Source organism: Streptomyces sp. NPDC030222, from assembly GCF_055573115.1.
Genome location: NZ_JBVICA010000002.1, coordinates 455017 through 481363, shown reverse-complemented (window position 1 = coordinate 481363; position 26347 = coordinate 455017). Strand labels below are relative to the sequence as shown.

Sequence of the window (26347 nt, the reverse complement as noted above, 5' to 3'; positions counted from 1 at the left end):
TGTTCGTACTCCGTCGGGGTGTCGGGACCAGGACCTCCGACCGACTGGGTGGGGAGAGTCTCCGGGGGGAGACGTCATTTCCGGGGGAATTTGTATGCATATTCAGGACATGCATGGGCAGACGGCTGTCGCGACCGACGGCCGCGGTGGCTCGGGCGCGGACTTGGGCCGCGCGACCCCGCTGCGTGTGGACGCGCAGCGGAACCTCGAGCACGTGCTGCGCGCGGCGCGCGAGGTGTTCGGCGAACTCGGTTACGGGGCGCCGATGGAGGACGTGGCACGCCGGGCACGGGTCGGTGTGGGCACGGTGTACCGGCGGTTCCCCAGCAAGGACGTGCTGGTGCGGCGGATAGCCGAGGAGGAGACCGCCCGGCTGACCGAGCAGGCGCGGACCGCGCTGGGCCAGGAGGACGAGCCGTGGTCGGCTCTCTCGCGCTTCCTGCGGACCTCGGTGGCGTCCGGCGCGGGCCGGCTGCTGCCGCCGCAGGTGCTGCGGGTCGGCGTCGACGTGGACGAGGCCGGCAGCCCCGGTGCCCTGGCCGTCGCGGGCGGCCGGGTGCCGCAGCAGCGCCAGGTGTCGAACGCGCATCCAGGCAGCGGCTGGGCGTCGCCGGCCAGGCCCGCCGCGCCCGTGGAGGACCTGGCCGGCTCGGGTGCCGCCGAGCTGCTGTCCGTCGTCGGACAGCTGGTGGACCGCGCCCGGGAGGCCGGTGAACTCCGCTCGGACGTGACCGTGGCGGACGTCCTCCTCGTCATAGCGACCGCGGCGCCGTCGCTGCCCGACGCCCGCCAGCAGGCGGCCGCGTCGGCGCGGCTGCTGGACATCCTCCTGGAGGGCCTGCGGTCCCGCGCCTGACGGTCGTACCGGAGCCGGGGCGGGGGAAACGGTTACCCGCACCCTCACAAGGGTGATGCCCGTCCATCCCGCCCTTCCAGGCCTGCGCGCTGTGGCAGTCTGGCGCGATGGTCGGTTCTCAGGGTGCTGACGGGGTGGACGTGCCGGGCGGCGGCGTGGAGAGCGGGGAGCCGCTCTTACCGCAGGTGCCGCCGCAGGGCGGTCCGCACGGAGGCGGGGCGGGGAACGTCGGGTGGTCCGCATCCGCCTCGAACGGAGCGTGGTCCGCATCCGCCTCCGAGTCCACGGGGACGCCCGTCTCCGAGTCCGGGGGCACGCCTTCCGAGTCGGCGGCTGCTTCCGCGGCCACGCCTGCGGCCACCCCTGTGCGCGAGTCGGCAGCCGCGTCCGAGGCAGCGGTCACGGCTTCGTCCGCCGTCACGGCTTCGTCCGCGGTCACGGCTTCGTCCGCCGTCACGGCTTCGTCCGCCGTCGCGTCTGCTGCCGATGCGGCGGTCTCCGGTGTCCCGGAACAGCGCACCGGCGCATCGGACCGGTCCGGGACCCCGGGCCGGCCCGACGCCCGGTCGGCGTCGTCCGACGCAGAGCTCATCGACCGTATGCGCGGCGGTGACGACGGAGCCTACGAGGAGTTGTACCGGCGCCACGCGGACGCGGTGCGCCGGTACGCGCGCAACTGCTGCCGGGACGGGCACACCGCGGACGACCTGACGGGCGAGGTGTTCGCCCGGACCCTGCAGGCGGTGCGGTCCGGCGCCGGACCCGAACACGCCGTACGGGCCTACCTGATGACGACCGTACGGCGGGTCGCCGCATCGTGGGCGAAGAGCGCCCGGCGCGAGCAGCTCGTCGAGGACTTCGCGGTGTTCGCGGCGCAGTCGTCCCGGCCGCCCGGGGTGTCGGCCCCCGGGACGTTCGAGACCGGCGCGGACGTGCGGGCCATGCACGAGGCCGAGCAGTCGATGGCGGTACGGGCGTTCCGCAGTCTGCCGGAGCGCTGGCAGGCCGTGCTGTGGCACACCACCATCGAAGACGAGTCCCCGAGCGAGATCGCGCCGCTCTTCGGGCTGACCGCCAACGCGACCGCGGTGCTGGCGAGTCGGGCCCGCGAGGGACTGCGGCAGGCGTATCTGCAGGCCCATGTCAGCGCTTCGCTGACCGCGGGCGGTGACTGTGCCCGGTACGCGGACCAGTTGGGGGCGCACGCCCGCAGGAGGCTGCGCAGCCGCGCCGAGAGGGGGCTGCGCAGGCACCTGGAGGAGTGCGCGCGCTGCCGTCTCGCGGCGTCGGAGCTGGACGACGTGGCCGCACGGATCCCCGCGCTGCTTCCGGCCGCCGTCATCGGCTGGTTCGCCGCAGGGTACTCGCTGAAGGCCGCCGGGGTGGCGACGGGCGGGGCCGCGGGCGCCGCCGTCGGTGCCGGTGCGGGTGGCACAGTCGTGGGTGTCGGCGGGGGCGTCGGTATGTCGGCGAGCGGGACCGCAGGAGGCAACGGGATCGCCGGTGGGGGCGGAGCGGCCGCGTCGGAAGGGCTCGGCGGGGCAGCGAAGGCGGGCGTCGCGGCAGCGCTGGCCGCAACGGCCGCGGCAGCGGTGGCGATCGCGCTCGTGGGCGACGACCTGCCCGCCCCCGGCACGAGGACGACTTCGCCCTCCGTGCGTGCCGCGGAACCCGTGACGCCCCCGGCGTCGAAGGGGCCGGCAGCGTCCCGGACCGTACCGGAGCAGCGACGGCCGGCACGGCCCGCTCCCGCACCCCGGCCCGGGCAGCCACCGCTCACCGCCGCGAAGGCGTCTCCCGCCCCGGGGACGGCGCCCGCCGCGGCCCCGGAACCCATGCCCCCGGCGACACCGCCCGGCCGCCCCGGCACGGCACCCCCGCCCCCGGTCCCGGAACCCCCGGCCTCGTCCCCGCGCGGCGCGACGCCCCCGACCGTGCGTCCGGCGACGCCCGTCGTGTACCGGCTCGGCCGCCTCCCCTACGGGGTGCTCGGCGACCATGCCGGCCCCGAGGTGCGCCTCGATCCGACCGGCTGGATGTGGCCGCGCCGGGACGCGAGCATCGCCGGCACCCGCTACCCGCACGGGGTGACGGTCGGCGGGCGTTCCTCGCTCGTGATCGACCTCAACCGCCGGTGCACGACGTTCGAAGCGCGCGTCGGAGTGGACGACCTGACGGCCCGGCCGGGCAGTCACCAACGTCCCGTGCGGTTCTCCGTGTACGGCGACGGCGTACCGCTCTGGCGGTCACCGGTGCTGCGCCGCGGCGACCCCGCCGTACCCACGAGGGTGGACATCGCGGGCCGGAAGACGATCCGCCTGGTGGTCGAACCGGACGGCACCCCGGGAGGACGGTCCGTCCTCGCCGACTGGGCCGGGGCACTCATCAGCTGTGGCTGACGCGGACATTGCGGAAATCGTGCGATGTCGCGGGACTCGGCGACACGGCGCACGGCTCTGCGACGGGCCGCGCAGCCCGGCCGGACGCCGCGTGGGTCTGCCGCACACGGCCGACCGCGCGGGATGCCGCGGCGCTCTGCCGAGGCGGGGCTCCCTGGGGCTGCGCAGAGACGAGGCCCGAGCGCACAGGGCGAAGGCCCTTGGGCACAGGGCGAAGGCCCTTGGGCACAGGGCGAAGGCCGTGGGGCACAGGGCGAAGGCCGTGGGGCACAGCGGCAAGGGCCCTGGGGCACAGGGCAAGAGCCATGAGGCACAGCGGCAAGGGTCCTGGGGCACAGGGCAAGAGCCCTGGGGGGCGTCGCGTCCCACGAAGGCGGCCGGCCCTCGAGCTGCAGTGAGTCGCCATGCTCTCGGACGACCCGTCGGCTGCGGCGCAGTTCACTGCCGTCCCGGCCGCCGGGACGGCATCCCGGCCTCGCTCCGGCTGCCGCCCGGCCATAGCACCCGCCCCGAGCCACGGCCCCAGTGACCCCCGCACGCCCTGGTGGCCCCACACGCCCTGGTGACCTCACGTGCTCCAGTGACCCCACAGGCCCCGGCGGCCACCTTGGCCACCGTCGTCGCAGCACCACGCAGGCGACCCGATGCACCGACGGTCACCCCTCACCCGACACCCCTCATCCGTCAGCCACCGCTGAGTGAAGGCCGCACCGGCACCCCGGCGGGTACCGCTCGGAGGCGCGGGGTGTCGGAGCCCGTCCAGCAGGTGCCGCGGCGGGCCAGCAGACGGCGCAGCCAGAGTTCCGTCGAGACGAGATCCGCGAGGCCGTCGAGCGGAAGCGGCTCGCCGTCCGCCGCCCCGCGCAGCGCCCTGCGGACGACACGGGCCTCGATCAGCCCGGCGTCGGCGAGGAGAGGAGCGTCGAAGAGGTCCATCACGTCGGTGACGGACAGACGCAGTCCGGTCCGGGCCGCCGCGTCGGACGGGACCTGGGAGGCGGCACCCCAGCCTTCGGGGAGGTCGCGGATGCCCGCGCCGGCGAGGACGGTGCGCAGGATCGAGGCCCGGGCGCCGGGCTGGACGCGCAGGGCTTCGGGCAGGGCCCGGCAGGCGCGGACGACCTCGTTGTCGAGGAAGGGGGCGTGCAGGCGCTGGCTGCGTACCTCCGCGGCCTGTTCGAGGACGCGGTGGTCGGCGGCGTACCGGGCGAGTGCGGCGCGGGCGCGTGCGTCGCCGGGGCGCAGTACGGACGCGGGCCGGTCCGCCGCGGATTCCAGGCGAACCGATACTTCAGCGAGGGCCTCGCCGGTGAGCCAGCGGGCCGCGGGCCCGGGCCGGGACCAGGCGAGCGCGGCGAGGGAGGCGTCGACGGCTCCGTGCGCGTCGTCGAAGCGGCGGTCCAGCAGGGAGTGCGCGGCGGCCTGGACTCCTGCGCGGTAGGGGGTGCGGGCGAGGCGGCGGGCGGCGCGGTAGACGGTGAGCGGTACGAAGAGGGAGTGCGCGGACGGTCCGGCCGACCTGGCGAGTGCGGACACGGGCCGCAGCAGGTGGCGGCGCTGGCGGTCCATCAGCAGGTCGGCGAGGCGGGCCGGGTGGGCGTCCAGGACATGCCGGGCGCCGCTGCCGACGAAATGGTCGGCGCTGCCCGCGGCGAGCCGGCGGCGGTGCCGGGCGGCGTCGACGAGGGACGGTCCCGGTTCGTCGGTGAGGGGCCCGTCGAGGTCGGCGTAGGGGAGGGCCTCCTCCCCCGCGGCGACGACGACGTGGTGGAGGCGGGGTCCGGCGGCGATGGCCGCGACGCGTTCCATCTCGGCGGCGCGGCCGGGGGCGGTGAGGTCGTTGAAGGTGACGGCGAGGAGGCGTTCGCCGGCACCGGCTCCGTGGCCGAGGACCGTGCCGGGCACTCCGGGGAGTCCCGCGGCGAGGAGGGCGAGGGTGGCGGAGGCACTGCCGCCGGACAGGTCGGCGCCGATGCCGGCGGCTGGTGCGCCGCGTGCGGCGCGGCGTTCGGCGGGGCCCATGCCGGGGACGGGGCCGGGGTCGGGTGGCAGGGTGTCCGGGGCGTGCCGGGGGGCGGTGAGCCGCGCCCGCACGGCTTCGACGAGGGCGTCGCGTACTCCGTCGACGGCACGGACGGGGTCGGTGCGGGGGGCGGCGACGGCGAGGGAGGCGACCTGTTCGTACCCGGTGATCTGGCGTGAGCCCTCGCGCAGGACGAGTGCATGGCCGGGCGGGACGCGTGCGACACCGGCGTACGGGGTGGAGTCTCGCAGTGCTTCGGGGACGTCGGGGCAGGCGAGGAGCGCCGCGAGGTGGCCGATGTCGAGCTGTGCCTCGATGAGGTCGGCGAGGGGGAGCGCAGCGGTCGCATAGGCGGTGCCGCCGGCCCAGGGGGTGTGGAAGACGGGCCGGGCACCGGCCAGATCGCCGGTGACGGTGATGCGCCGGCCGATGCGGGCGACGGCGGTGTAGCTGCCGGGCCAGGCGGTGAGGTGGCGCAGTGCGCCCCCGCGCGCCGCGAGGAGGCCGACCCGCAGCTGGTCGTCGGATGCGGCGCAGCAGCCGAGCACGGCGAGCCGGGTGGCGGGGTCGACGGTGACGACGCGGATCTCGTCGGGCCGCCAGTCGCCGACGGCCCACAGCGGGTCGGGGTCGCCCCACAGCAGCTGGGCGCCGACGGGGTGGACGGTGGCGCCGTCACCGGCGCCGGAGGGGTGGTGCCGGCCGGCTGCGTCGGTGCCGGGCGGTGTTCCGGCTCCGAACCGTGCGGCGATACTGCTCCACCCCACCAACCACCGCATCGCGCCGCCTCCACAGGCTGTGGACAAGTGCGTCCGCCGCACGACGCCCTGCTCGGGCGCGTCCGGGCGTACTCCGGGAGGACCATGCTGCCACGACAGCGGCGCGCAGGAGGCGCTACGGGTAGCGCGCGCGAAAAGGGAACTCGCCTCCGGCAATGGCCGGATGACTACCACGGCGGACGGATGACATTCGGCCATTCTGCCGACTCGCCGTGTACTGGCCCCCGATGCGTCGGGGGCTTCTCTTCTCGGTCCGGGAGGCGTGGTCCGCCCCCCGGACCGGTCCGCCGCCCGCGGGGATTGAGGCGGCGGCATCCCCCAGCCCACTGGCTTCAGTGCAGCAGGCCGACCCACGCACCACCCATGGAAGCGTTCCCCGGTGGCCTGGACCACGGCGCACGAACGGGCGCACGGCCACACGGCGGGGGCACGTCCGTGCGTGGTCGTGCCCCGGTACGGAAAACAATCCCGCCATAGGGAAGTTGGCCCCTTAACGGTAGGGATGCGGCGAACTACGCTGGGTTCACCGGTGCTTGCCCTCCGGACGCATATTCCGGGGGGTCCGGCCAGACGGGTTTGCACTCGCCGGGCCGCCCGGGGGCCGGGGGGCCTCCCCGGGCCAGCACAGCACGAACGCCGCGGGGCCGCACGGGCCGCGGCGGCCGTCCGGGTGTCGAGGGGTGGCTATGACCAGGGAGCAACGCGGGCCGAACGAGAAGCTCGGCACCCTCCTCGCCCTCGCGGGAATCAGCAACGCCGGCCTGGCGCGCAGGGTCAACGACCTGGGCGCCCAGCGCGGCCTGACCCTGCGCTACGACAAGACGTCGGTCGCCCGGTGGGTGTCCAAGGGCATGGTCCCGCAGGGTGCGGCACCCCATCTCATCGCGGCGGCGATCGGCGCCAAGCTGGGCCGCCCGGTGCCGCTCCACGAGATCGGTCTGGCGGACGCCGATCCGGCGCCGGAGGTGGGTCTGGCCTTCGCCCGTGACGTCGGCGAGGCGGTGAAGAACGCCACCGACCTGTACCGGCTGGATCTGGCCGGCCGTCGTGCGGGCAGCGGCGGCATCTGGAACTCGCTGGCCGGATCGTTCGCCGTCAGCGCCTACGCCACACCGGCCTCCCGTTGGCTGATAACACCTGCCGACGCCTCGGTCGCCCGGGAGGCACCGGCGGCCGGCACCGCGTCCCCGGCCGACACGCCGCCGCAGAGGGTCGGCCACAGCGATGTGGCCAAGCTCCGCGAGGCCGCGGAGGACGCCCGCCGCTGGGACTCCAAGTACGGCGGCGGCGACTGGCGTTCCCATATGGTCCCGGAGTGCTTACGGGTCGACGCGGCGCCGCTGCTGCTCGGCTCGTACTCGGACGAGGTGGGGCGCGGACTGTTCGGCGCGACGGCCGAGCTGACCCGGCTCGCGGGCTGGATGGCCTTCGACACCGGCCAGCAGGAGGCGGCGCAGCGCTACTACATCCAGGCGCTGCGGCTCGCCCGTGCGGCCGCGGACGTCCCGCTGGGCGGGTACGTCCTGGCATCCATGTCGCTCCAGGCCACCTACCGGGGCTTCGCCGACGAGGGCGTGGACCTCGCCCAGGCGGCCGTCGAACGGAACCGCAGCCTGGCCACCGCCCGTACCATGAGCTTCTTCCGCCTCGTCGAGGCCCGCGCGCACGCGAAGGCGGGGGACGCCCAGGCCGCCGGCGGGGCGCTGAAGGCGGCGGAGGCGTGGCTGGAGCGGTCCCGGGAGGGGGACGCCGACCCGACCTGGCTGGGCTTCTACTCGTACGACCGGTTCGCGGCGGACGCGGCCGAGTGCTACCGGGACCTGAAGGCGCCCCGGCAGGTGCGCCGCTTCACCGAGCAGGCGCTGTCGCGTCCCACGGAGGAGTTCGTCCGCTCGCACGGGCTGCGGCTGGTGGTCAGTGCGGTCGCCGAGCTGGAGTCGGGCAACCTGGACGCGGCCTGTGCGCAGGGAACGCGTGCGGTGGAGGTCGCCGGCCGGATCTCGTCGGCGCGTACGACGGAGTACGTACGGGATCTGCTGCACCGGCTGGAGCCCTACGGGAACGAGCCTCGGGTCGCCGAGCTGCGGGAGCGGGCCCGTCCGCTGCTCGTGGCACCCGCGTAGGGTACGCGTCACGCCTGCACAGGCATGCTGTCCGTGCCCGGGACGTGACGCACCGCACCCCCGCCACGGGCCTGGTTTGGTGCCGATGTCAGTGGGCCAGTGCACTATCTGGGGTGGGAGGAGTGGTGCTGGTGACACGCGACTGCGATGTGCTGGTGATCGGCGGCGGCATCGTCGGCCTGTCGGCTGCGCATGCGATCACGCGCTCCGCCCCCGGCACGCGTGTGGTCGTGCTGGAGAAGGAGCCCGGACCTGCCCGGCACCAGACGGGCCGGAACAGCGGCGTCATCCACAGCGGGATCTACTACCGCCCCGGTTCCCTGAAGGCCCGGTACGCGGTGCGCGGTGCGGCCGAGATGTCCGCGTTCTGCACGGAGTACGACGTGCCCTGCGCGATCACGGGCAAGCTGATCGTGGCCACCGAGCGGTCCGAGCTGCCGCGGCTGCACGCGCTGGTGCAGCGCGGCAGGAGCAACGGCATCCCGGTGCGGGAGCTGGGCCCCGCCCAGATCGCCGAGTACGAACCGCGGGTACGCGGGATCGCCGCGATCCATGTCGGTACGACCGGGGTGTGCGACTACGGCGCGGTGGCGGCCCGTCTCGCCGAGACGGCGGCCGCGGCGGGCACCGAGATCCTCTACGGCGCGGAGGCGGCGGCGGTGTCCCGGCGGGGTGACGGGGTCGCCGTGCGCACGGCGGACGGGACCGTGGTCCGCGGCCGCGTCCTGGTGAACTGCGCGGGTCTGCACTGCGACCGGGTGGCCCGGATGGCGGGCGACGACCCCCGGATGCGGATCGTTCCGTTCCGTGGGGAGTACTACGAACTGGAGAGACCCGAACTGGTCCGCGGCCTGGTCTATCCGGTGCCGGACCCGGCGTTCCCCTTCCTGGGGGTCCATCTGACGAAGGGCATCGACGGCGGGGTCCACGTCGGGCCGAACGCGGTGCCCGCCCTGGCCCGCGAGGGATACGGCTGGGGCACGGTCCGCCCCCGTGAGCTGGCCGGGACGCTCGCCTGGCCCGGTGCGTGGCGGATCGCCCGCCGCCACTGGCGGTACGGAGCCGGGGAACTCCACCGGTCGCTGTCGAAGCGGGCGTTCGCGGAGGCGGTCCGGCGGATGCTGCCGGACGTCACGGAGGACGATCTGCGCCGCGCCCCGTCCGGGGTCCGTGCGCAGGCCGTTCTACGGGACGGCACGCTCGCGGACGACTTCCTGATCCAGGAGGGCCCCCGCACGATCCACGTCCTGAACGCCCCGTCACCCGCCGCGACCGCGTCCCTGCCCATCGGACGGGAGATCGCCCGCCGCGCGCTCTCGGCTATCGCCGTGCCTGTGTGAGAAACCTGCCGCCAGGCGAGGGGCCGGGAGGAGGCGGGGAGGCCGGACCCCGGGAACGGGGCGGGCACCGGACCAGGACTCCGGGGCAGGCCTGGGCAAGCGCGGCCCGGAGGACGGGAACGCCAGGCCACGGGCCACGGCCTGGGCAAGCGCGGCCCGGAGGACGGGCCCGGCCCGTACGCTCCGCGGGGACGTAGAATCGAAGCCACTGTGTCTGAGCTCAAGAACCCCCGCGTCGAGAAACTCGCCGAGAAACTCGTGCCCCGCCCGAAGGGCACCCCGCGCTTTCCGGGCGGGCCTGCCGCCGACCCCGCGGGGTCGCACCACGAGCGCCGCATCCGGAGCTTCCAGCCGCGGCGCAGCCGGGTGACGGCGGGCCAGGCCGACGCCCTCGCGCGGCTCTGGTCGCGGTGGGGCCTGGACATCGACGGGATGCACCGACTCGACCTCGGCGAGATGTTCGACGGGCTGCCCGTGGTCCTGGAGATCGGCTTCGGCATGGGCGAGGCGACCGCGCAGATGGCCGCCGCGGACCCCGGGACCGGAATCCTCGCGGTCGACGTGCACACCCCGGGACAGGGCAACCTCCTCGGTCTCGCCGACCGGAACGGTCTGACCAACGTCCGGGTGGCGAACGGTGACGCGATCATCCTGCTGCGGGAGATGCTCGCGCCCGGGTCCCTCGACGGGATCCGTGTGTACTTCCCGGACCCGTGGCCGAAGAAGCGGCATCACAAGCGGCGGCTGATCCAGCCGGAGTTCCTGACGCTCGCCGCGACCCGGATGAAGCCGGGCGGCGTGATCCACTGCGCCACGGACTGGGAGCCGTACGCCGAGCAGATGCTCGAGGTCCTCGGCGCACATCCCGACTTCGAGAACACCCACGAAGGCGGCGGCTACGCGCCCCGGCCCGGTTTCCGGCCGCTGACCCGTTTCGAGGGCCAGGGACTCGACAAGGGCCACATCGTCCACGACCTCCTGTTCAGCCGCCGCTGAGACGCGTCCGCGGCTCCTGCGGGAACGTATCGACGACCCAACTCCCCGGCTCTGGACCGCGGATACGGTACCCGGGCTCCGGATACGGCGTCGCACGCACAGGGTCGGCTCGTTAGGGTCGTCAGATGTCCGACTCTCCCCCGCAGCACCAGCCGAGCCCGACGGCCGGGTACCTTGCGAGCCCTGCGGTTCCGGCATGCGCCGAGCAGCCGCGGTTCGACGCCGTCCCGGCGCGCGCCCAGTGGCGGTACCGGCCACGCCCGGCGTTCTGGCGCAGCAGGACGGTGCGCGTGGGCGGTGTGGTCGTCCTGCTCGCCCTGTCCGCGCTGGTGATCCTGGCGATGGTCCGCGAGGAGACCGGCACCGAGGGCTTCCTCGTCGGGCTGGGCCTCGCCGTCCTGCCGCTGCCGCTGCTGCTGGCGGCGTTCCGCTGGCTGGACCGGGTGGAGCCCGGCCCCTGGGGCAATCTCGTCTTCGCGTTCGCGTGGGGCGCGTTCGCCGCGGCGCTGGTGGCGATCATCGCGAACAGCTTTGCCACGCAGTGGATAGCGACGGCCACCGCCGACCCGGCCGGGGCGAACACGCTGGGGGCGACGGTCGTCGCCCCGGTCGTCGAGGAGAGCGCCAAGGCGGCTGCCGTGCTGCTGCTGTTCCTGCTGCGCAGACGGGACTTCACGGGTGTGGTCGACGGCGTGGTGTTCGCCGGATTCACCGCCACCGGCTTCGCCTTCACCGAGAACATCCTGTATCTGGGAAGCGCGTTCGGCGAGGACCAGGAGGCGGGCAGCTCGGGACTGGCGTCGGTCACGGCGGCCACCTTCTTCGTGCGGATCGTGATGTCGCCGTTCGCGCATCCGTTGTTCACCGCGCTGACCGGCATCGGCTTCGGTCTGGCGGCGCGGGCGGCCAGGGGACGGCGGCTGCGCAAGTACGCGACGCCGGTGCTCGGGCTGCTGATGGCGATGGGCATGCACGCGCTGTGGAACGGCTCCACGGTGTTCGGCCCGTTCGGGTTCTCCATCGTCTACCTGGCCTTCATGGTGCCGGCGTTCGGTCTGCTGACCTGGCTGGCGGTGTGGACCCGGCAGCGTGAACTGCGCACGATCGGAGGGGAACTGCCCGCCTACGCGCTGGCCGGCTGGCTCGGTCCTCTGGAGCCGCTCGCGCTGTCCTCGATGCGGGCGCGCTCCATGGCGCGTGCCTTCGCGGCCCGCACGTACGGCGGCACGGCGGCGGCGAACGCGGTCGGCGAGTACGAGGCGTGCGCGACGGCGCTGGCGTTCCTGCGGCACCGGGCGCGCCGGGAGTCTCCGGGCCCGGACTTCACGGCCAGGGAGCAGGAACTGCTGCACCACCTGTGGCACCGCAGGAACGTCGCCGGCCCGGCACTGGCGTACGCGGCGCAGGCCTCGGGCCGGGTCGTGTTCCCGGGGTCGCTCCCGCCCGCGTTCCCGGCGCCCCATGGCCGGCCGGCGCCGTACGCCCGGCCCGCGCCCTACTCCCAGCCGGTGCCCGGCCGGTACGCACCGTGGCAGGCAGGACAGGCGCCGGGCCCGTTCCCCGACCAGGGCGCGTCACATCCGGGCCCGTTCCCCCACCAGGGCCCGTCACATCCGGGCCCCTACCGGAACCCGGCACCGCACCCGGTACCGCACGGCCACCCGGGAGGGAATCCGTATCTGCGGGACTGACGTCCGCACCTGCGGGCCGGAGTGGGGGTGCCGCTCAGACGCGGCCGGAGTACCGAAAAGCCCGGGACAACCGACAAGCCCGGGACGACCGAGGATCCGGGGACGACGGAGGATCCGGGGACGACGGAGGATCCGGGGACGAAAAGACCGGCAGCCCAGGCGTCGGGGGGAGTGCGCCAGGGCTGCCGGGGTTCGAGGGCGGGGCTCAGTGCGTACGGATCAGGGGGTGAGGCCCTTGCTGCGCATCCAGGCCATCGGGTCCAGGGTGCTGCCGCCGGACGACTTGACCTCCATGTGGAGGTGCGGGCCGGTGACATTGCCGGTCGCGCCGACGCGGCCGATGGTCTGGCCGGTGGAGACCTGGCCGGAGGTGACGGTCATGGAGGACAGGTGGCAGTACCAGATCTCCGTGCCGTCGCTGAGCTCGAGCACGATCCGGTAGCCGTAGGCGCCGGACCAGCCGGCCGACTTGATCGTACCGCCGTGCACGGCCTTGACCGGCGTACCGGTCGGGGCGGCGAAGTCCAGTCCGGTGTGGTAGCCGGAGGACCACATGGACCCGGACTGACCGTAGGTGGAGGTGATCGTGTACGAGGAGGTGGGCAGCGAGTAGCTCGCCGCGAGCTTGGCGAGACGCTCGGCCTCGGCCTTCTCCGCAGCGGCCTTCTCGGCGGCCGCCTTCTCCTCGGCGGCCTTCTTCGCCGCTGCTTCCTGCTTCGCCTTGGACTCGGCTGCGGCCTTGTCGGCGGCGGCCTTCTCCGCGGCCTCGGCGGCCGCGGCCTCCGCGCTTGCCTGCTGCTGCTCGGCCTGCTGGAGGATCCGGGCGCGCAGTGCCTCACCGGCGTCGGTGCTGCCCTGCTTGATGTCCGCGTCGGTGACTCCGGCGGAGGTGAACGGGGTGGCGGCGACGACCTCGTCCGGCTTGGGTGCCGCCTTGCTGTCGTCCTCGAGCAGGGAGCCGATGCCCGGAATGGACTCGGCGTCCGGGAGGTCGGGCAGCGAGATGGAGACCGGGGGCTTGTCCTGCGCGGTGGCGAGGCCACCCGCGCCGACGGCCGCGATCACACCGACGCCGAGGACTGTGGAGCTGCGGGCCAGACCGCCGCGCTGCTTGGCGACCCGGTGCCTGCCGCGGACGGGCCTGACGGTCTCCGCGGAGGGGTTCCACTCCTCCCACGTCTCGTTCTCGGCCGGGCCGGTCCCGTAGACGGATGCGAGGGACGCGGAACCGGCGAGAGCCGTGGGGGCTTCGGCAGGCCTGTTGGACGCCACGAAGGCGCGCTCCTTTCCTTCCCTTCGCCTACCGGGTTAGCTGACGGGTTCGGAGCAGGAAGGTCTCCTACGGGCCTCGAAAGGCGCCCGATTCACCCCAAGTTGGTGGTTCCCCGGTTCCCTTGCGGGATTCGGCGCATGTGCGCACGGTGCCGTCCGGCGACGGCTGGGACGACCGCGCTGCGTTATCGAACGTTAATAGACAGCGGGGTCCGATTCCAAGCGCTTCCCAGTGATCGTTAAGAGCTTGGGCCTGAACTTATCCGGACATACACTCTCAGATGCGGTCGAGTTGACGGTAATTCAGTTGCGCATCCACCCCGCCAGTTCCTGACGGTGCATCAATTGTTATGCGCACGGGTGCCACGCGATTACGGAGCGTGGCAACGATGCGGGGCGGGGGTGGCTGCGCACCAGCAACTGCGGCACCACGGACGTCATGGGGCTGCGGGGATCGCCCTGCCCCGGTCCGGCCGCTGTTCCGCCGGGCTCGCCACCGCCAGCAGCGCCATGTCGTCCGTCGAATTGCCGCCTGTGTACTGGTTCACATCGCCGACGAGGACGTCGAGGAGGTCCTGCGGTCCGTCGAAGGTCCGGTCGGCCAGCCGGGCCTGCGGATCGTAGAAGTCCCCCCGCTCGTCCCGGGCCTCCGACAGGCCGTCCGTGTAGAACAAAAGCGTCGAACCAGGTGGAAAGGGTGTCTCGTCCGTCCGGCCCGACCAGGAGACCAGCTCCGACATTCCCAGTGGCAGCGCCGGCTCGGTGGGCGCCAGCACGGTCAGCGTCCCGTCCGCGTGGAGCATCAGCGGCTCCGGATGCCCGCGGTTCACCAGGCGTACGACGGACCCGCCCGGCGGGATCTCCGCCAGGACGGCCGTGGCGAAACCCTCGGCCTCCTCGGTCCTGGACCGTCGCGTGCCCTCCCGGCCGAGCGCCTGCTCGAGCCGGCGCGCCACCGCGTCGAGGCTGCTCTCCCGCGCCGCGGCCTCCCGGAACGCGCCGATGAGGACGGCCACCGCCGCCACCGCCTCCATGCCCTTGCCCCGTACGTCCCCCAGGACCAGCCGCACCCCGAAGGGGGTGTCCTGCACCGCGTACAGATCACCCCCGATGAACGCGTCCTCCTGCGCCGCCTCGTACCGCGCGGCGACCCGGAGTCCGCCGATCCGGTCGAGCGGGGTCGGCAGCACCGCCCGCTGGGCCGTCTCCGCGATCACCCGTGCCGAGGCCAGCCGCTCCCCGCTGCGCCGCACCACCCGGTTGATCACCATGGCGAGCACCGCCACCGTCACCACGGTCGACAGCTCCGTCGCCCACTCCGCGCGGGCTTCCGGACCGTGCAGGAAGGCCAGCAGCAGCACGGCGAGCACCGAGGTCACGCCGGTGACGACCGTGACGAGGAACGAGAAGAACGGTGCCGCGATCAGCGGAGCGGCGGAGAAGAAGGGGGCGGCGGTGACTTCGGCCGGGGTGGCGAGGTCGATGACGATGCCCGCGACGATGAGGAGGACGGGGAGGGCCCGGACGAAGCGCCCGGCGCCACGACGGGAACCGTCACCGTCATCGGAGGGGTCGCTGCCGGTCGCACCGCCGGCCGCACCGGTCGCACCGGTCGCGTGGCCGGTTGCCCGGGAACGGTCGGCGGCCGCGGGGCGGTCGGCGGCCTGTGGGCTGACCGTCCCGTGGAGGGCCGACCCACGCCGCGTGTTCTCCGGCGCGCCGCCGCCCGGACCCTTTCCGCGGCCGTTCCGCCCGCTCGGGCCCTCGCCGTCGTCGGGGTTCCTCCTGTCGTCGTTCAGGTCGTTCCCGTCGTTCCTGCCCAGTCCGCCCACGGCTGCGGACGGTACCGCGCCGCGTCCGGAGTGGCCGGAGCCGCGCCGAACGACGAGCGGGCCTCGGCCATCCGGACTACCCGTCGGTGGCCCTGCGTCCGTGCCCCTGCCGTCCGAGCCTCTGTGCCGCCCCTGTACGCACGAGGGCCCGGATCCTCATGGATCCGGGCCTCGTGATCATCAGTAGCGGGGACAGGATTTGAACCTGCGACCTCTGGGTTATGAGCCCAGCGAGCTACCGAGCTGCTCCACCCCGCGTCGGTAGGCACAACCTTACGCCATCTTCGGACCGGTGCGCGCCACCTTTTCCGCGGGCTCCGTGCGGATCAGCCCTCCTGGCTGCCGCGGCGCCGCCGGGCACCGGCCCAGGCGAGTGCGCCGCCGACGGCCACCAGGCCCGCGGCACCGGCCGCCATGGCCACGGTCCCGGACGATCCCGTGCTCGCGAGGGAGCCGTTCGAGGTCGTCGTGGTCCCGCCCGTGGTCGTGACGGTCGACGTGGTCGTCGTCCCCGTGGACACCGACGGGGTGGGGCTCGGCGTCGCCGACGGGGAGGCGCTGCTCGACGGCTTCGGGGACGGGACCGCGGGGTGCGGCTTCGGCCCGACCAGGACGACACGGGAATCCGAGGCGAACGGGTGCGTGTTGCCGGACGTCAGCGCGACCTTCGCGTGCAGCCTCAGCGGAACGTTCTTCGTGGCGCCGACCGGGCTCGTCACGCCGATGCGCAGCGGGAAGCTGTGCACCGCGCGGTCGCCGAAGCCCTCGGGGACCTCCGGGAGCCGCCAGACGTTACGGCCGGAGTACTCCAGCTTCCGCCACTCGCCCTGCTGGAGGAGTTCGACCACGAGGCGCGGCGCGGCCGGGGCCTTCTTGTCCTGTTCGACGTACAGGGTGGTGGCGAGGCCCGTGTCGAAGCGGCCTTCGCCCCGCGGCTGGAGGGACAGCGTCATCGTGCGCCGCTCACCGGGACGCACGACGCCCTCGGGGCCCTCGCCGAACCAGACGCCGAGCCCGCCGGACTTCAGGGCGGGGTCGGCCTGGAAGGTCACGCGCCCGGCCTCGGGGTTCTGCACCTGCCCGGCGGGGGCTGCGAACGTGAGGCGCAGATTGCCGTTGTTGGTGGGGTAGTTCTTGCCCAGACCGACGGTCACCTTCCAGGTGAACGACGACTTGGCAGGCACGACGAAGGGCACCGGAGCGGGGGCCTTGCGGGCGTTCTTCGCCTCGGTCCCGGCGCCCTCGGCTCCCGCCTCGCCGTCCTTCCCGGCCGGCTTGGACGTTCCCGCCGTACCGGACGCGACGGAGGCCCCGGAGACGGCAGTGCCGAGCGGCGTGCCGGAGTTCTTCGGGCTCCGCAGCGTCTGCGACACCGCGGAGGTCCTGGCCGCCTTGACGGGGTCGGAGTCCTTCAGGCTCCGCGGTTCCCCGGCCGGCGCTGCGGGCGGAGCGGGCGGGGCGTCCTTCCCGGGCTTCTCGGCCTTCTCGCCCTGGGTGGCCTTCTCGCCCTGGGCCGGCTTCTCGCCCTGGGCCGGCTTCTCGCCCTGGGCGCCCCCGCCCGTAGCCTTGGCCTGCTTCGGCTGGAAGAGTCCCAGGAAGGCCACGCCGTCCTGCGCCTCCGTCACTTCGGTCGGAGGGGTCTTCTCCAACGCCTCGACGGCGAAGTCCACCTGATCCTCGCTCAGCGGGCTCGGGCCGTCGGAGGTGCCGCGCACGCTGCCGCTGAACTTCTCGTCCTCGTCGGAGGTGTTCTTCACGGTGAAAGTGAACGAAGTGGTGCCCTTGCCCCGTCCCAGCGGGCCTGCGGGCTGCGGAGCGCCGACCTCGAAGGCGAGCGGCGCCTTCACGGGCCCCTCCGCCGGCTGCACGGCGGCCTGAGCGGCCCCGGGCACGATCGCGGCACCGACCACGGACACGGCAACAGCGACCGCGGTACGCATACGAGCAGCCATCCTCGGACTCCCCCCCAAAGAAAGGCCCGCGGCACCCCACGCCCCAGGCTCTACGACATTCACACCGGGCCCCGGTGGAGTGGTCGTCTCCCTGCCCGGCGGCTCGCGTCGCCCCCTATCTTCACACCTGCCTCACGCCTGATCAATCGCCCCCGGCCCGTCCGGAACGTCGTAACGCCTCGCAACCCGACCCACCCCACACCCCGAACGACCGGGCATCGCGACCGCCCGCGACCCGTTCGGACACATCCCGGCAGGTCAGGCGGGTGCCTCCCACACCCGTGGACCGGAAGGGGACCTGGACGACGTCGACAAGGCCCGCCCCCTCAAAGGTCGTTGTCGCTGCGACGACCCGGGCCGGTGGTCTCCACCAGGCAGCCCTGCGGACGCGAACTCCGCCGTTCCGACGGCTGCCGGCACCGTGACGACCGACGGGCGCACGGGTTCCGAACGGCACGGCGCCCCGGCCGGTCGAAACCGGTCGGGGCGCTGCGTTGCAGGTCAAGGGGTTGTTTCCCCGGTCGCTGCCAGTGGTAGGCCGTGTGGGACTCGAACCCACAACCAACGGATTAAAAGTCCGCTGCTCTGCCAATTGAGCTAACGGCCCTCGGCAAGTCACCCCTGAGCATAGCGGGAGCGAGCCGGGCTGCCGATCGGGTATCGGCGGCCCGGTCATGTCGGACGACCGGTGCGGCCGTCCGCGCCGCCGCTCGGGCCGCCGGGGACGGCGTGCCGGACTCGACGGGTCCGCGCCGTCCCGAGGAGGCGCGGACCTTCGCATCGCCCGCAGAACCGGCGCGCCGGTCAGTACAGGTTCAGTCCCTGCCAGCCGCTGCCGATCTGTGTGCGGGCGCCCAGCGTGCCGGTGCCAGTGCCGTCGTAGCGGTACAGCCGACCGGTGGAGTCGCGGCCCAGGACGTCGTTCTTCCCGTCGCCGCTGAGGTCCCCTACCCCGACCATCGTGTAGCCGCCCCAGCCGGTGCCGATCTGCGTACGCGTGCCGAGAGTTCCTGCGCCCGTCCCGTCATACCGGTTCAGGCGGCCCAGGGCGTCCCGGCCCAGCAGGTCGTTCTTCCCGTCGCCGTTCAGGTCGCCCGTGCCGATGAGGGTGTAGCCGCCCCAGCCCGAACCGATCTTCACGGGCTTGGCCAGACCACCAGCCGCGGTCCCCGCGTACCGGAAGAGTTCGCCGGTCGCGTCCTTCCGGGCCAGCAGGTCGGCGATGCCGTCGCCGTTCAGGTCACCGCTGCTGACGAACGTGTATCCCGTCCACCCGGTGCCGACCCGCTTCGACGGCGAGGTCGGCAGTGCCGTGGACGCACCGCACTTCGGCTCGTACAGCCAGAGTTCGCCGTTCGCCTTCCGGACGAACGCGTCGTTGCACCGGTCACCCGTCATGTCCCTGACGACGAGGGAGTCGCCGACGAACGCGGCTCCCCGGAGCTGGGTGGACGCCCAGGGGAGGGACAGCGTCCTCTCGGGCCCGTCGAACCGGTCCCGGTCGCGTACGTGGAGGGTGTCCGGTCCGGTCAGCCGGTCGTCTGCGTTCCGAGGAGCGCGGGAATCCGATGGGTTCCCGTCTGCGGTCGCGGCCGCTCCAACAGGCGTCGTCCGCCTGGATCTCCTGGAGTGCGCGGGCATCGTAACAGCCCCCGGCTTGGCCGCACAGATCAGCAAAACGGGCCCTACCAGGGATTTCTTCCCCGGTAGGGCCCGCTTGCCGTGCAGATGTCAGGAGATGTCAGCCGTTGCGCTTCCAGCGGGGCTTGTCGTCGCGACGGCCGCCGCCGCCGAAGGACGAGCCGTGGCCGCGGTGGTCGTCACGGCGGCCGAACGGGCGGTCGTGGCCGTGGTCCCGGCGGAAGCCGCCGCCCGCGGGACGGTCATCACGACGGTCGCGGTTGAACGGACGGTCGCCGGCGCCACGGTGGTCGCGGCGGAAGCCGCCACGGTCGTCACGACGCTCGAAGCCACCGCGGTCGTCACGACGGTCGCGGTTGAACGGACGGTCGTTGTCGCGACGCTCGTCACGGTTGAACGGACGGTCGTTGTCGCGCCGCTCGTCACGGCGGAAGCCGCCACGGTCGTCACGACGGTCACGGTTGAAGGGGCGCTCGTCACGACGGTCGTCGCGGCGCTGGAAGCCACGGTCGCGGTCGCGGTCGCGGTTGAACGGACGGTCGTTGTCGCGACGCTCGTCACGGCGGAAGCCGCCACGGTCGTCACGACGCTCGAAGCCACCGCGGTCGTCACGACGGTCGCGGTTGAACGGACGGTCGTTGTCGCGACGCTCGTCACGGCGGAAGCCGCCACGGTCGTCACGACGGTCACGGTCGCGGTCCCGGTCGAACCCGCCGCGCTCACGGCGCTCGAAGTTGCCCCGCTCGTCGCGGCGCTCCCGGCGCTCCTCCACGGCCGGGGCCGTGTCCGGAACGGAGACCTCCGCCTCGGTGGCGACGGCCTCCGCGGCCTCGGCGACGACCTCGGCGACGGCGGTCTCCGGGTCCTCGCCGCGCTCACGGGCGGCGCGTGCGACCAGGCGGTCGGCCTCCTCGCGGAGCTCCGTGGCCCGCCGCTGCATGCGCTCCAGCTGCTTGGTGAGCTCCGCGACCTCGCGCTCCGCCTGCTTCGCGGCGTTGTTCGCGGAGTCGGCCTGGACTTCGGTCAGCGAACGGGCACCGGTGATCTCGGCGACCTCGGGGTCGAACGCGCCGGCGCCGCCCACGATGTGCCGGGAGGCGTCCACGCCCGCGTCCTCCATGAGGCGGAAGATCTGGCGGCGCTGGTGCGGCAGGGCCAGCGAGACGACCGTGCCGGACTGGCCGGCCCGGGCGGTACGGCCGGAACGGTGCAGGTAGTCCTTGTGGTCACCGGCCGGGTCCACGTTCAGGACGAGGTCGATGCCGTCGACGTGGATGCCGCGGGCGGCGACGTCGGTGGCGACGAGGACGTTGACGTAGCCGTCCTTGAAGTCGGCCAGGGTGCGGGTACGGGCGCCCTGGGTCATGCCGCCGTGCAGCGCATCGGACTTCACGCCGGCGTCGCGCAGCTGCTCGGCGACGCGGTCCGCGCCGAGCTGGGTGCGGACGAAGATGATCGTGCGGCCCTTGCGGGCGGCGATGGCGGCCGTGACCGGCGCCTTGTCCTTCGGCTTCACGACGAGGACGTGGTGGGTCATGGTGGTGACCGCGCCGGCGGACGGGTCGACCTCGTGCGTGACCGGGTCGTTCAGGTAGCGCTCGACGAGCGTGCCGATCTCGTCCTCCAGGGTGGCGGAGAACAGCATGCGCTGACCGACCTCGGGGACCTGGTCGAGCAGCTCGGTGACCTCGGGGAGGAAGCCCAGGTCGGCCATCTGGTCGGCCTCGTCGAGGACCGCGATCTGCACGCTGTCGAGCGAGCAGGCGCCGCGGTTGATGATGTCGCGCAGTCGGCCGGGGGTGGCGACGAGGATGTCGACGCCGCGCTCCAGGGCGTAGATCTGGTTGCCCATGGACGTACCGCCGCAGACGACCTTCATCTTCAGGCCGAGCACGTCGCCGTACGGCTGGAGGGCGTCGGCGACCTGCATCGCGAGCTCACGGGTGGGGACGAGGATCACACCGCGGGGGTGCTTCTTCTCCGTGTGGCCGCCGGCCAGCGTGGCGAGCAGCGGCAGGCCGAAGGAGAGGGTCTTGCCGGAGCCGGTACGGCCGCGGCCCAGGATGTCCTTGCCGGCCAGGGCGTCCGGGATGGTCGCCGCCTGGATCGGGAAGGGGGTGGTCACCCCGTTCTGGGCGAGCTTGCGGACGACGCCCTCGGGGAGGCCGAGGTCACCGAAGGTGACCTGCGGGGCCTGCTCGGCGGAACCGGGCTCCTCCAGGGCGGACTCGACCGCCTCGACGAGCTCGTTCTCGGGCATGACGGACTGATCGGTGCTGGAAACAGACATGCGAACTGCGAAACCTTCCGGAGTCTCGGCACGCGCCCAAACTCCGTGATTCGCAATTCGACCGCCTCGATGCGGTCAGCCACGGCAAGGGAGAGTACGCGCCACACGCGGCGCGCTAGGGTTCTGGCGCCGGGCAAATGGGATCAAACGATCTACCACCATACGCACTCCCACCCTCCGCTGGCAAACCCGCTGCGCAAACCGTGGTGGGCGTCACGGGAAGCGCGTGGCGACGGGGCGAAAGGAGACGGACGGGGCGGGCCGGGGGCGGGGCCACCGCGCCGTGGCGCGAAACTCCGCGAAGGCAGAGGCGGCCGGCGGCCACCCGGGCAGGCCGACGCAGTCCACCCAGCCGGGACACGAAGATCCGCGAAGGCTCACGGAGCCACGCCACCCGGGCGGCCAGGCGGGCCACCCGACCCGCGCACGACGAGCCGCGAAGGTGGAGCGGGGCCACGACCGCCTTGGCAGGAGCGGGCCGCAGGCCTGTCCGCGCACCGCACGTGACCGGTGGTCTCGGACCGGGGGAGCAGCACGTCCCGCGCCGAGCCCGGCCGCCCCACCGCGCACGCCGCGCCCCGGCGCACTCCTCTCGCACCGCCGGCGCACGCACCGAACCCGAGTCCGAGCACGCCGCGTACACCGCACATACGCCGCGTGCGCTCCCGCGGCCTCCGCCCGGGCCACGGCAGGCCTCCTCCGGACTGCCGCCTCTACGCCGGCCCCACCTGCGGCGACGCGACCGGCTCCTTGAGCATGCCCGTCCCGCCCGCGTGCGAGCGGTATATCGCACCACCGTGGAAGTCCGCGGCCGGTGACGCGGAGGGCGGCGGTTCGGTCGGCTCCGGTTCCGGCGGGGTGGGCGTGGGGGTGGGCGTCTCGGGCGGCTCCGGAGCAGGCGGCGGGTCGGTGGGCCCGTTGCCGCCACTGCTGCTGCCACCGGGCCCGCCCGCTCCTCCGCCGCTCGTCGGCCCGGGTTCCTGCGGCCCGGGCTGCGGGCTCCCGAGGCCCCCGCTCCCCTTCCCGCCGCCCCCGCCCTTGGCCGGCGCGGCGGCCGAGCCGGACGGCGACGCCGTCCCGCTTGCGCTCTGCGACATGCCGCTCGGATCCCCGGATGTGGCGGGCTCGGCGCTCCGTCCCTCCACATGACGCGGAGCCATGCCTGGCGCCGCGGCACCTCCGTCCGGTTCGGCGACCGTGTCACGTCGCCCCGAGGACGAGGAGGGCGCGGGTTTCCCGTCGTCGTCCGTGACGCTCATGCAGCCTGTGGCGGCGAGCGCCGCCATGGCCGCGGCGGCCAGTCGTACGGGTGTCCGTAGCCGGCCACGGGCGGGCAGGCGGACAGAAGCGGGCAACTGGCGCACAGTGGCACCTCCGGGGCATGGCGAGGGCGTACGGGCGGGGCACCGTGCCCAACTCCCCCGGACCCGCCGGGGACACGCCCGACCCGGCACCCACCGCGCGGACCGGACCGTCCCCAGGCCCGCAGGACCGCCGGCCACCCGGACCCACCGACCCACCGGGCCCCGGCCCCGCCGACGGCCGCACCCCCGCCCGGACCCACGACCGCACCCGTCGCCGCACCCACGACCACGCCGCCACCGCAGCCACCGCGCCCACGACGATCCGGACCGCACCCGCCAGGGCGCTACGCCACCAGCGCCTGCACCGTCTCCGATCCGAGGAACACCGCGCCCAGTCCGGCCAGGAAGGAGGTCGTCACGTTCGCCGCCGCCAGGAAGGGCCGTCCCGTTTCGGCCAGGCGCAGGGTCTCGTAGGAGAACGTCGAGTAGGTCGAGAGGGCGCCGCACAGCCCCGTGGCCCACAGCGCGTACGTGCCGGAGGACACCGCCGCGCCGGCGAGTCCGCCCAGTACGAGGCTCCCCGTCATGTTGACGACGAGCGTCCCCCAGGGAAACACCGCATCGTGCCGCGCCTGGACCGCACGGTCCATCAGATACCGCAGCGGCGCGCCGACCGCCGCGCCCAGGGCCACCAGCAGCCAGATCACCGCGCCGTCACCCGGACCACGGCTGCGCGGGTCACCGAAACCGCCAGCCACACCGCGCCGAGCGCACCCACGAGCGTGCCTGCCGCGTAGGCCGCCGCGAGGCCGGCCGCACCCCGCTCGAGCAGCCGGGTCACGTCGAGGGCGTACGTCGAGAAGGTCGTGAAACCGCCGAGCACCCCGACCCCGAGGAAGGGACGCAGCAGCGGATGCACGGTGCGGTCCCGGCCGCCCTCGCCGACCAGCACCATCAGCACTCCGATGAGCGCGCAGCCCAGCACGTTGACGCAGACCGTCGCCCACACGGACGGCCAGGCCGACGAGAGCGCGTACCGCCCGCAGGCGCCGGCCATGCCACCTGCCGAGACGGCTGCGAGCAGCGGCCACTTGGCGCGGCCCGCCGTCTCGGCCCGCTGCGCGGGGACGTGCAGGTCGACATCGGGGTCGATCGCTCCGGCCGAGCGGTCCGGGAACGCTGTCCCGAAGGCAGGCCGGGGCGATCGCCGGGCGGCACACGCAGCGTCGGCGGGCCGGTCGGCGGGCTGGTCGGTCGGCTCCGTCGGCTGGACGGGCTCGGACGGTCCGCTCATCCGTAACCCAGGGCGTGCAGTCGCTCGTCGTCGATGCCGAAGTGGTGCGCGATCTCGTGCACGACGGTGATCTCGGTCTCTGCCACGACGTCCTCGCGGCTCTCGCACATCCGCAGCGTCGGCCCCCGGTAGATGGTGATCCGGTCCGGCAGCACGCCCGCGTACCACTCTCCGCGGTCGGTCAGGGGCGTTCCCTCGTAGAGGCCGAGCAGGTCGGGGTCGGACGGATCCTCCGGTTCGTCCTCGACGAACACCGCGACGTTGTCCATCAGCCGCGTCAGCTCCGGCGGGATACGGTCCAGCGCCTCGGCGACCAGTTCCTCGAACTCCTCGCGCGTCATCTCCAGCACCCCGCCATTGTCGGGCACCGCCGTCGATCGCGGGCCCTCCGGGCACCGGACGCCGCCGCACCCTCCGCCCGGGTGGGCGGCATGGAACCGCCCGCATACGGGCATACGCGACGGATGGACACCGCCGAAGGACGAACGCGTTCCCTCCGCCGTGCTCTCCGACGCCTCGTCCCACGCCTGCCCGCTCGTCCCCACGGCCCGCTTCCCCGGCGCCTTCACGGAGTCCCTCCCCGGCGTCCTCCCGGTCGTCCGCTCGAAAGCGCCCTCGGTCTGTCCGCCGTCGTCCTGGTCGGTGCCTGGCTCGGACTGCTGGTCGTGGGGAACGTCCGCACCCCTGTCGGGCCGATGGACACGACGATGACGCTGCGGCCCTCGGTCTCCGGCGGCACGAAGATCAACGTGTCACCGCTCGGCGCACTGGAACTGGACTCCCACACCGCGCCGATCCGGCTCGACGTCGACGTCGACCAGCTCGACCCGGAGCGTTCCCAGGCCCTCGTCGAACACCCCGAACGGATCTCCGGCCTCCAGCAGGAGATCACCGGCGACGTACTGGCCGGCACCCGCGAGCTCGCCGTCCGCTCGGGCGTCGCCGTGGTCTCCGGCGCCACCGCGCTCGGACTCGTCGTCTACCGCCGGCCGCGCCGCGCGCTGGCCGCCGGCGGACTCGCGCTGGCGCTGCTCACGGCTTCCGGAGTGAGCGCCTACGCCACCTGGAACCCGTCGTCCGTGCTGGAGCCCAAGTTCTCCGGACTGCTGACGTCCGCTCCGTCCGTGGTCGGCAACGCGCGGTCCATCGTGACCGACTTCGACGTCTACCAGAAGGAGTTGGCGCGCCTGGTCACCAACGTGACCAAGCTGTACGACGCCACGTCGACGCTCCCCGCGTACAAACCGGACCCGGCCACGATGCGGGTGCTGCACGTCTCGGACATCCACCTCAACCCGGCCGCCTGGCACATCGTCGCCTCGCTCGTGCAGCAGTACGACATCGACGTGATCATCGACTCCGGGGACACCATGGACCACGGCAGCGCCGCCGAGAACGTCTTCCTCGACCCGATCCCGCATCTCGGCGCGCCCTATGTGTGGGTGCGCGGCAACCACGACTCCCCCACCACCCAGGGTTACCTCGCACGCCTGAAGAACGTGCACGTCCTCGACGAGGGCCGCCCGGTCACGGTCGCGGGGCTGCGCATCGCCGGCATGGGCGATCCCCAGTTCACGCCCGACCGCTCGGTACGGCCCCTCGGCGACGGCGCCGAACGCATGGCGGGCCTCCGCCTCGCCTCTGCGCTCCGCGACCAGAAGGCGGCCGGCACCCCGGTGGACGTCGCGGTGGCCCACAACCCGCTGGCCGCCCGGCAGACCGACGGCGAGGTGCCACTCGTCCTCGCCGGTCATGTCCACCACCGGGAGAACGAGCTGCTGCCCTACGGCACCCGGCTGAAGGTCGAGGGCTCCACGGGCGGCGGCGGGCTGCGCGCGGTCCAGAACGAGCAGCCGGAGAAGGTCCGTGCCTCCGTCCTCTACCTCGACCGGAACACCAGGCGCCTCCAGGCCTGGGACGAGATCACCCTCGGCGGTCTCGGCCACACGACCGCCGAGGTCAGCCGCCATCTGACCGAGCCCGAGAAGGTCCGCCGGTGACCCTCCCGGAAACCGTTTTGGCGAACCGTCCCCCCATCCCATATGCTTCTCACGTCCCCGACGCGCTGAGAAGCGCCCAGGCAGGCACTAGCCCTCATCGTCTAGCGGCCTAGGACGCCGCCCTTTCAAGGCGGTAGCACGGGTTCGAATCCCGTTGGGGGCACGCAACACCTGTGCGAGACTGGCTCTCGCGCAAAGCTTGGTCCTGTGGAGCAGTTTGGAGTGCTCGCCACCCTGTCAAGGTGGAGGCCGCGGGTTCAAATCCCGTCAGGACCGCTGCAGCTCGCAAGAGCTGCGTGGCTGGGTAGCTCAGTTGGTACGAGCGTCCGCCTGAAAAGCGGAAGGTCGCCGGTTCGACCCCGGCCCCAGCCACAACCGCCCTACCAGGGCAAACACCCCCTTCGGAGTGATCCGGAGGGGGTGTTTTCGTGACGGGTGCGCCAACCGGTACGCCAACGGGACCGGCCGGTACCCGGCGGGTGCTCCGGCGCGGGCCGGAGCACCCGCCGGCGGCCAGGCCCAGGCAAGTGCGACGGAGCCCGGCCCCTCCCGTCA

The 26347-nt window shown here is 73.5% G+C and carries 17 protein-coding genes, 5 tRNA genes and 1 riboswitch; of the genes, 10 read left to right on the top strand and 12 right to left on the bottom strand.

Annotated elements, in window-relative coordinates; genetic code table 11:
• The first annotated feature begins 94 nt into the window (after nucleotides 1-94).
• Nucleotides 95-856: a TetR/AcrR family transcriptional regulator gene (locus ACZ4Z5_RS04770; RefSeq protein WP_468256570.1), complete on the top strand. Its 762-nt coding sequence runs from the start codon at nucleotides 95-97 to the stop codon at nucleotides 854-856.
• A gap of 107 nt (nucleotides 857-963) precedes the next feature.
• The gene (locus tag ACZ4Z5_RS04765; RefSeq protein ID WP_468256568.1) at nucleotides 964-3255 is read left to right on the top strand and encodes a sigma-70 family RNA polymerase sigma factor; all 2292 of its coding nucleotides are present in this window, start codon (nucleotides 964-966) and stop codon (nucleotides 3253-3255) included.
• A gap of 684 nt (nucleotides 3256-3939) precedes the next feature.
• On the opposite strand, the gene ACZ4Z5_RS04760 is transcribed toward ACZ4Z5_RS04765, so the two are convergent.
• Entirely contained in the window at nucleotides 3940-6057 is a 2118-nt protein-coding gene (locus ACZ4Z5_RS04760) for an asparagine synthase-related protein (protein WP_468256565.1), read from the bottom strand.
• 686 nt (nucleotides 6058-6743) lie between these two features.
• On the opposite strand from ACZ4Z5_RS04760, the gene ACZ4Z5_RS04755 reads away from it, so the two are divergent.
• From ACZ4Z5_RS04755 to ACZ4Z5_RS04740, 4 genes are all read left to right on the top strand, one after another.
• Entirely contained in the window at nucleotides 6744-8180 is a 1437-nt protein-coding gene (locus tag ACZ4Z5_RS04755; RefSeq protein ID WP_468256562.1) for an MFS transporter, read from the top strand.
• A 131-nt stretch (nucleotides 8181-8311) separates the two neighbouring features.
• Complete coding sequence (gene lhgO / locus ACZ4Z5_RS04750; protein WP_468256559.1) at nucleotides 8312-9520, top strand: L-2-hydroxyglutarate oxidase; 1209 nt, start codon at nucleotides 8312-8314, stop codon at nucleotides 9518-9520.
• 258 nt (nucleotides 9521-9778) lie between these two features.
• The gene (trmB, locus tag ACZ4Z5_RS04745) at nucleotides 9779-10516 is read left to right on the top strand and encodes a tRNA (guanosine(46)-N7)-methyltransferase TrmB (RefSeq protein WP_468256656.1); all 738 of its coding nucleotides are present in this window, start codon (nucleotides 9779-9781) and stop codon (nucleotides 10514-10516) included.
• A gap of 125 nt (nucleotides 10517-10641) precedes the next feature.
• Entirely contained in the window at nucleotides 10642-12207 is a 1566-nt protein-coding gene (locus tag ACZ4Z5_RS04740) for a PrsW family intramembrane metalloprotease (RefSeq protein ID WP_468256556.1), read from the top strand.
• A gap of 219 nt (nucleotides 12208-12426) precedes the next feature.
• Here the strand turns inward: ACZ4Z5_RS04740 and ACZ4Z5_RS04735 are convergent, their stop codons facing one another.
• From ACZ4Z5_RS04735 to ACZ4Z5_RS04685, 11 genes are all read right to left on the bottom strand, one after another.
• Nucleotides 12427-13479 carry a M23 family metallopeptidase gene (locus tag ACZ4Z5_RS04735; RefSeq protein WP_468256554.1) on the bottom strand — a complete coding sequence of 351 codons (1053 nt, stop codon included), beginning with the start codon at nucleotides 13477-13479 and terminating at the stop codon, nucleotides 12427-12429.
• Nucleotides 13480-13489: 10 nt separating this feature from the next.
• A riboswitch (cyclic di-AMP (ydaO/yuaA leader) is annotated at nucleotides 13490-13626 on the bottom strand.
• 290 nt (nucleotides 13627-13916) lie between these two features.
• On the bottom strand, nucleotides 13917-15311 hold the full coding sequence (locus ACZ4Z5_RS04730) for a PP2C family protein-serine/threonine phosphatase (protein ID WP_468256552.1): 1395 nt from the start codon (nucleotides 15309-15311) through the stop codon (nucleotides 13917-13919).
• A gap of 184 nt (nucleotides 15312-15495) precedes the next feature.
• Nucleotides 15496-15569: transfer RNA gene (locus ACZ4Z5_RS04725), tRNA-Met, on the bottom strand.
• 68 nt (nucleotides 15570-15637) lie between these two features.
• Nucleotides 15638-17263: a hypothetical protein gene (locus ACZ4Z5_RS04720; RefSeq protein WP_468256549.1), complete on the bottom strand. Its 1626-nt coding sequence runs from the start codon at nucleotides 17261-17263 to the stop codon at nucleotides 15638-15640.
• Nucleotides 17264-17794: 531 nt separating this feature from the next.
• A tRNA-Lys gene (locus ACZ4Z5_RS04715) sits at nucleotides 17795-17870 on the bottom strand.
• Between the two features lie 197 nt (nucleotides 17871-18067).
• Nucleotides 18068-18661, bottom strand: a complete 594-nt coding sequence (locus ACZ4Z5_RS04710; protein WP_468256546.1) for an FG-GAP repeat domain-containing protein — start codon at nucleotides 18659-18661, stop codon at nucleotides 18068-18070.
• A gap of 343 nt (nucleotides 18662-19004) precedes the next feature.
• Complete coding sequence (locus tag ACZ4Z5_RS04705; RefSeq protein WP_468256544.1) at nucleotides 19005-21194, bottom strand: DEAD/DEAH box helicase; 2190 nt, start codon at nucleotides 21192-21194, stop codon at nucleotides 19005-19007.
• 713 nt (nucleotides 21195-21907) lie between these two features.
• Nucleotides 21908-22291: a hypothetical protein gene (locus ACZ4Z5_RS04700; RefSeq protein WP_468256541.1), complete on the bottom strand. Its 384-nt coding sequence runs from the start codon at nucleotides 22289-22291 to the stop codon at nucleotides 21908-21910.
• Nucleotides 22292-22842: 551 nt separating this feature from the next.
• A complete protein-coding gene (locus ACZ4Z5_RS04695; protein ID WP_468256539.1) occupies nucleotides 22843-23205 on the bottom strand; it encodes a fluoride efflux transporter FluC in 363 nt (120 codons plus the stop codon).
• On the bottom strand, nucleotides 23202-23792 hold the full coding sequence (locus ACZ4Z5_RS04690) for a fluoride efflux transporter FluC (protein ID WP_468256537.1): 591 nt from the start codon (nucleotides 23790-23792) through the stop codon (nucleotides 23202-23204). The genes ACZ4Z5_RS04695 and ACZ4Z5_RS04690 overlap by 4 nt, the downstream gene beginning before the upstream one ends.
• Entirely contained in the window at nucleotides 23789-24142 is a 354-nt protein-coding gene (locus ACZ4Z5_RS04685; protein ID WP_468256534.1) for a metallopeptidase family protein, read from the bottom strand. The genes ACZ4Z5_RS04690 and ACZ4Z5_RS04685 overlap by 4 nt, the downstream gene beginning before the upstream one ends.
• 114 nt (nucleotides 24143-24256) lie before the next feature.
• On the opposite strand from ACZ4Z5_RS04685, the gene ACZ4Z5_RS04680 reads away from it, so the two are divergent.
• The 4 genes from ACZ4Z5_RS04680 to ACZ4Z5_RS04665 all read left to right on the top strand — a co-directional run bounded on the left by ACZ4Z5_RS04680 (nucleotide 24257) and on the right by ACZ4Z5_RS04665 (nucleotide 26164).
• The gene (locus tag ACZ4Z5_RS04680) at nucleotides 24257-25792 is read left to right on the top strand and encodes a metallophosphoesterase family protein (RefSeq protein ID WP_468256653.1); all 1536 of its coding nucleotides are present in this window, start codon (nucleotides 24257-24259) and stop codon (nucleotides 25790-25792) included.
• Nucleotides 25793-25882: 90 nt separating this feature from the next.
• Nucleotides 25883-25955: transfer RNA gene (locus ACZ4Z5_RS04675), tRNA-Glu, on the top strand.
• Between the two features lie 38 nt (nucleotides 25956-25993).
• A tRNA-Asp gene (locus tag ACZ4Z5_RS04670) sits at nucleotides 25994-26068 on the top strand.
• 22 nt (nucleotides 26069-26090) lie between these two features.
• Nucleotides 26091-26164 (top strand) — tRNA-Phe (locus ACZ4Z5_RS04665).
• Nucleotides 26165-26347: the final 183 nt, after the last annotated feature.